Genomic DNA, 6404 nt, shown 5'->3' with positions numbered 1-6404 from the left:
CAGCGTGGCCAGATTGATGCAGCATCGATTTACCGTCACTTGTTGCAGCAAAGCTCAGCTATTGGACAATCACATCAAAATTGTGAAAAAGTGCAGGATCCATACAGTTTACGCTGCCAGCCACAAGTGATGGGCGCCTGCCTGACGCAAATTCGTCAGGCGGCAGAAGTGTTAGCGGTAGAAGCCAATGGCGTTACCGACAACCCGCTGGTGTTTGCTGATGACAACGATATTTTATCCGGTGGTAACTTTCATGCTGAACCGGTTGCCATGGCGGCCGATAATCTGGCACTGGCGATTGCCGAAATCGGCGCCTTATCTGAGCGGCGCATGGCCTTGCTGATTGACGCCAGTTTGAGCAAATTGCCGGCCTTTCTGGTGCCCAATGGTGGGGTCAACAGTGGTTTTATGATTGCTCAGGTGACAGCGGCTGCCCTGGCCTCTGAAAACAAAAGTCTGGCACACCCGGCCAGTGTCGATAGTTTGCCCACCTCGGCCAATCAGGAAGATCATGTATCAATGGCCACCTTTGCTGCGCGCAGACTCACTGATATGGCAGAAAACACTACAGGCGTGCTGGCTGTAGAATATCTGGCCGCTGCGCAAGGGCTGGATTTCAGAGCGCCGTTGCAAAGCACCGAGCTGTTAGAGCAGGCGAAATCACAGTTGCGACAACACGTAAGTTTTTATCAGCAGGACCGCTATTTTGGGCCGGATATTGAAGCCAGCGCAGAGTTACTGCGTGAAGGCAGCTTAAATTCATTGCTACCAGCGGGGCTGCTAGCCAGTTTTTAAAGGCTGCAGCTTTAGATGCTCAGGGCGCTTTAGCGCCCTTTTTAATCATTGTAACCTGATTCCCGGGCCATATAACGCGAATACTTGCATGGCAAGCTACACTACACTATGTTAAAGCAATACAAGATCTTCTCGGTTTAATACCCTCCTTATATTTAGCCAGGTGATTGTAATGAAACTAAAAGTTGCGCATAAAGTAATACTGGGTTTTGGTTTTATTGCTTTGTTATTATTATTCGCCAGCATCTCAGCCTTAGTGAGCTTTAGCACTGTTACCGATTCTAGCAACAGAGTGAATCAACTGGCGGTTCCGGCGCAGCAACAAAGCAATCTGGCACAAATCCAGCTACTAAAGTTAGCGAAAATTTCGGCGCTAGGATACACCGCAGAAGACAGCACCAGTATTGAGCGCTATCAGCAAGCTTTTGTGTCTGAGCAGCAAGCCTTTGATCAGATTTTTAGCGATTTCAGTCAATTGGTTGGCGAAGTCGATGCGTTTAAAGCACCCCTTTCTGCCAGTACAGAACATTATCATCTTTATGTTGAAGCAGTAGCAGCTATGTTTAATGCTCGCCTGGGGAGTATTAAAGGGGAATTACTGTTACAGCAGCAACTGGGGCAGTTAGAGCTGTTGATTGACGAAGCGGGTGCCAGCCTGATAGAAATTTCTGAAATTGAGGTTCCACGCGATGCAGATTTAACAGAAGTGATTGCCGGCACAGCTGGTCGGATTGACGGGCAGATTCTGGGCTTACTCAATGGATCACGCGAGATGGCCGCCTATACCGACTTAAATACGCTGGAACAAAATCGCGATAATCTGGCATTTAGTCTCAGCGATATACAATCTAATCTGAGCTATTTGGAATCACTGTTACAACAAGTGGATACCGATGGTTTATGGGAAACCTTTACTGAGCAGTTTTCTAGCTTGAGTGAAGCCATTCATGCCGAGCATAATTTGGTCACATTAAAACAAGCTCAACTGCAACAACAGCGTGATGCCAGGCAGCAACTTAACCTGTCAGAGCAGCAATCTGAGCTAGCCATTGGCCAGTTAGATCAGCTACTGGCCGCTGCAGCCAGTCAATTTACTACGTTGCAGCAACGCACCTCAGATTCGTTGGCTTCAGGGCGTAACCGCACTGTGGTTTTATTAGTGGTGTTAATTGCCCTGGCCGCCGCTGCCGCTTACTTAACTATTAGTGCTATGTTAAAACCTCTAGCCGGCATTAACCACATACTGGGCTATATTGCTAAAGGCGATCTGACCCGGCAGCTGGCGATAAAACAACAGGATGAATTTGGCGCTTTATCCGCCAAGGTAAACAGTTTAATCAACGCCTTAAGTACGCTTATTACTGATATTCAGCACAATGCTTCAGAGCTTAGCAGCACTGCCAGTAAATCCAGTGCCGAAGTGGATGAAATCAGCCATTCTTTGCAGCAACAGCAGCATCAAATCAGTCTGGTGAATGAAGTAACCCGTCAGCTGAATCACAATACGAAAGCCATTGCCGAGCAAGCTAATGCTGCCGGTGATTCGATGCAGCAAGCCATGAGCCAGAGTGAACAAGTTAAGCAGCTGGCAGCGACTAATAATCAACGCATCAGCACATTGGCGGGAAAATTAACCGCCACCAGTGAGCTGATGCATAGGGTCAATGATGAATCGACCAATATTGGCAGCATTCTGACTACCATCAGTAGTATTGCCGAACAGACAAACTTGTTAGCGTTAAACGCGGCGATTGAAGCTGCGCGGGCTGGTGAGCAAGGGCGCGGCTTTGCTGTAGTGGCTGACGAAGTGCGTTCTCTGGCAGGCCGCACACAACAAGCAACCAATGAAATTCGCCAGATGATTGAACATTTGCAATTACAAAGCAAACAAGCCGTGGCCGCAGTCAGCGCAGGAAATAGTGAAGCAGAAGGTTGTGTTGCTACCACAGAGCAGCTGGTGGCGGCGCTGCAACAAATAAGTCAGGCAATTGCTCAAACCTTAGCTATCAGTAATCAGGTCAATCACGCCAGTACAGCACAACTTAAAATGGGCTCAGCTATAAATGATAATATGACCGCCATGGTGCAATTGGCTGATAGCAGTACCGATAAAGCTGAGCGCACCTTGCAGCATAGTGCAGAAGTGGCTCAACTGGCTCTTAAATTACAGCAGGCCGCCGCAAGATTTAAGATTGGGTAAGTTTGCTTGAGCGATAAACAGGCGATTAATAAGTGCTAAGAAAAAGGCTGGCAAAAGCCAGCCATGCAGGAAGTGACGCTAATCCATTTTTTTATATTGATTCCTTTCACCGGTTTAATATGGCTAAAATTGACGACAAAAACCTGATGAAAATATGATATTAAACCTTAATAAGTGCAAATTGTTGTGCTCTGAGCCGTTTTTGCTGTTTTTTTAGGCTTCTACTGTCCAATAAACTGATCTTGGCTTCCTGAGCAAAAATACAAGCCTGGTTGGTAAAGCCGTTATAGCTAATGACTAAGCCCTGATTGAAATCAGCTGCCAGCATTTGTTGAAACATTGCCCTGATTTGATTTATGTCTACAGGGTGCAGTGTCAATTGCACATAAACCAAAGTGTCTGTCGCACCAGTTAAGCAACGGTAGTCTGTACTAAAGCTAGCGCTTTGCGGCTGCCAACGCCCATCACGTAGCAAAAACCGCTCAGCCTCCGTCAAAAATTGTTGCTGACGTTGCAAGGGGTCACTGCGTTGAAGTAACGCATTACCCCAACTGCCAGGTGACTGCTCCAACGCTAAAAATGCCATAACATTACAACAGAGAGCACAAATAAACATCACCACAAAGGCCCACACCATAAAACTTGACCAAAAGGCGTTTAAGGTTAGGGTTCTGTCGGTGAGTAGCAGTGAGTGTTCTGCAAAAAACAAATAACATCCACCTGACAGGATGCCCAGAATAGTACTGATTGACGACACAAGGATCCATTTGTTGTTATACATAATTGCCTCGACGCAAAATTTCATCATCCGATTATGCGCGGGCGGCAAAAAAAAACCTGATAAACACATGATAAATGTTTGATATGTTGTGGCGATAACTTTTATGGCGGTTAGTGGGCGCTATTACCGCGCCAGCACCACATAATCAGCGGTAAATTCTGCAGATAATTCGCCTTCGCAACGAATCTCAACTTGCAGTTGCTGCCGGGCATTTTGCCCCTGACGCAGCACCGTTAAGTCACCACGAACATCACTGAGCCTACAAATTGCAAGCGGCGCACTGCTGACAGGTTTTCGATAACGAATACGAGCATCGGCCAGCACCTGAGCTCCAGAAAGCCCCTGAGCCTGTAATTGCAAATACAGCAACCCCCAACCGGTCAAGGTGGCCAGGGTATAAATGCTGCCGGCAAACATGGTGTGATGCAGGTTGATATTAGGTGCAATAGGCGCAGTACAACTTAGTTGATAACCATTACACTCAGTGATGCGAAGCTGCATAAACTGACTAAGCGGTATAGTTTGTTGCCAGGTGTCTGCTAATTGCTGGCACCATTGCTGCCACTGTGCTGGTTGCCCGGCTAAACACAGGCGTTTTTGCATCTGCACATGACGAATACCAAACAAGGGCGCCGCTTCACCGCTAATGTGGTAACCCAGTCGCTGATAAAACCCTATAGCTTGCTCGCGGGCATTTAAGGTGAGCAACTGACAATAACGCTTTATGGCTTCTTGCTCCAACTCACGTAATATAAGTGCGCCGGCCCCTTGCCCTTGCCAGGCATCGTCCACCGCCATGTAGCGTATCTGTGCTACCGCATCTGGTAGCATATGCAGACGGCCTACTGCTACCACTTCCCCTTTGGCGGTTTGAATCATGCGGTGTACTGCAGACTCTTCGAGTGAGTCACGTTCAGAACCCACCGGTTGCTGCCAGGGTGCACGTAATATTTGCCAGCGCAGCGTATAATAAGACTGCCATTGCTCTGGTGTGTTAGGGGCCAGCATAGTGGCATGACGTAAACCGGATTTGTTCATGCAGAAGTACTCATTTTGCTAAACTTAAACACAGCCTTAGCATTGCAGCATAAAAGTGACAGGACCATCGTTAACTAAGCTTACCTGCATATCCGCACCAAAACGACCAGTGCTTACTTGCACACCATAAGCGCGGCAAGCATCAATAAATTGCAAATAATACTGCTCGGCCAATGACGGTGCTGCAGCAGGCGTAAAACTTGGCCTTAAACCACTTTTAGTGTCTGCAGCCAGTGTGAATTGTGACACCACTAACAGCGCTCCTGACACCTGTTGCACATTCAGGTTCATTTTACTGTCACTATCACTAAACACCCGGTAATGGCAAACTTTGTGAGCCAGATTGAGCACCTGCTGTTGATGGTCTGTTGCTTCTACCCCTAACAATACCAGTAATCCTTGATCTATCTGCGCTAATAACTGCCCCTGACTACTGACACTGGCCGCTCTAACGCGCTGAATTAATGCTTTCATTTCGACAGATTATCCTTCTGTGGTTCAGCAACATAGTAATCTTCAGTATCAGCACCATTGTCAGGGCTGACATCGTCCGTTAAAGCAATGCTTGGATCCTGCCGCTGCAGCATAGCGGTTAGCTCGGCCCCCAAGAGTACTACCATCCAACACAAATACACCCAAACAAATAAAATAGGCACTAAGGCCAGAGCACCATAAAGTGTGGTATAGGCTTGGAATTGGGTGACATAGAGCGCAAAACCCCGCTTGGATAATTCAAACAGCAACATCGCCAGTAAAGCGCCAAACAAGGCATGGCGAGCCCTGACTTTTACGTTTGGCACCACCAGGTATAAGATAAAAAACGCCAGCAAGGACATCAGATAAGGAAAGAGTCCCAACAAGAACGTCGACATACCGGGCGTATAATCATCAGCAAAACGCGTTAATGTGATCAGATAAGACGTAACAGCGATAGAGGAGCCAAATAAGACTGGGCCCAGGGTTAAGATCATCCAGTAAATAGAAAAAGAAATAATCGGCCTGGGCCGCTTACTCACTCGCCAAATTTTATTCAGCGTTTTATCAATGTTATGGATCAGCAGTAGGGCAACCGCTAACAGCGCCAGTATCCCAGCCGTTGTCATACCGCCGGTATTACCAATAAACTGATTAATGTAGCTTTGTATTTCTTCGCCGCGTGAGGGGATGACGTTGGCAAAAATAAAGGCTTCAATACTATTACGAAAATCAGCGAACATTGGAAAGGCTTGTAGCATTGAAAACATCACGGTAATCAGCGGTACCAGTGACAATAACGAAATATAAGCTAAATAGCCGCTCATAATGGTCACTTGATCCTGCTGGCAACGCTGTATATAGCGCAAAATAAAGTCACGGCTTTGCTGCACGCTGTACACTAACTTCTGTAATAGCCTGTGGTGCCAGTTTGCTGGCTGCATATTATCTCCTGCTATAGTTTGCTGCAGCAGAATACTAGATAATCAATTTTACAGCCAGTAACTGCCGATTTAAGTGCTGTCATACAGCACTTCACCTGCAACTTTCGCTTAAATTGTAAGCAATTGTAATTTATTTGATTCTGCTGTGTTTTCTGTCTCTAACTTAGGGTAT

General features: G+C 46.8%; 6 protein-coding genes. 2 read left to right on the top strand and 4 right to left on the bottom strand.

What is annotated here, in order from left to right:
* Together V7D78_RS10215 and V7D78_RS10210 are read left to right on the top strand one after the other, a co-directional pair.
* Window positions 1-795, top strand: a 795-nt coding sequence (locus V7D78_RS10215) for an aromatic amino acid lyase (RefSeq protein ID WP_333608347.1), incomplete at its 5' end; no start/stop codon positions are given.
* A gap of 172 nt (window positions 796-967) precedes the next feature.
* Window positions 968-2995, top strand: a complete 2028-nt coding sequence (locus V7D78_RS10210) for a methyl-accepting chemotaxis protein (RefSeq protein ID WP_333608346.1) — start codon at window positions 968-970, stop codon at window positions 2993-2995.
* A 160-nt stretch (window positions 2996-3155) separates the two neighbouring features.
* On the opposite strand, the gene V7D78_RS10205 is transcribed toward V7D78_RS10210, so the two are convergent.
* The 4 genes from V7D78_RS10205 to V7D78_RS10190 form a co-directional block, all read right to left on the bottom strand.
* Window positions 3156-3776, bottom strand: a complete 621-nt coding sequence (locus V7D78_RS10205; protein WP_333608345.1) for a restriction endonuclease — start codon at window positions 3774-3776, stop codon at window positions 3156-3158.
* A gap of 123 nt (window positions 3777-3899) precedes the next feature.
* Entirely contained in the window at window positions 3900-4814 is a 915-nt protein-coding gene (locus tag V7D78_RS10200; protein WP_333608344.1) for a bifunctional GNAT family N-acetyltransferase/hotdog fold thioesterase, read from the bottom strand.
* 36 nt (window positions 4815-4850) lie between these two features.
* A complete protein-coding gene (dtd, locus tag V7D78_RS10195) occupies window positions 4851-5288 on the bottom strand; it encodes a D-aminoacyl-tRNA deacylase (RefSeq protein WP_333608343.1) in 438 nt (145 codons plus the stop codon).
* Entirely contained in the window at window positions 5285-6232 is a 948-nt protein-coding gene (locus tag V7D78_RS10190) for a virulence factor BrkB family protein (protein WP_333608342.1), read from the bottom strand. The genes dtd and V7D78_RS10190 overlap by 4 nt, the downstream gene beginning before the upstream one ends.
* Window positions 6233-6404: the final 172 nt, after the last annotated feature.

This window comes from Arsukibacterium sp. (assembly GCF_036735525.1).
GTDB lineage: Bacteria > Pseudomonadota > Gammaproteobacteria > Enterobacterales > Alteromonadaceae > Alishewanella.
Note: the sequence above shows the minus strand (reverse complement) of the source record. Positions and strands in the feature narration are given on the sequence as shown.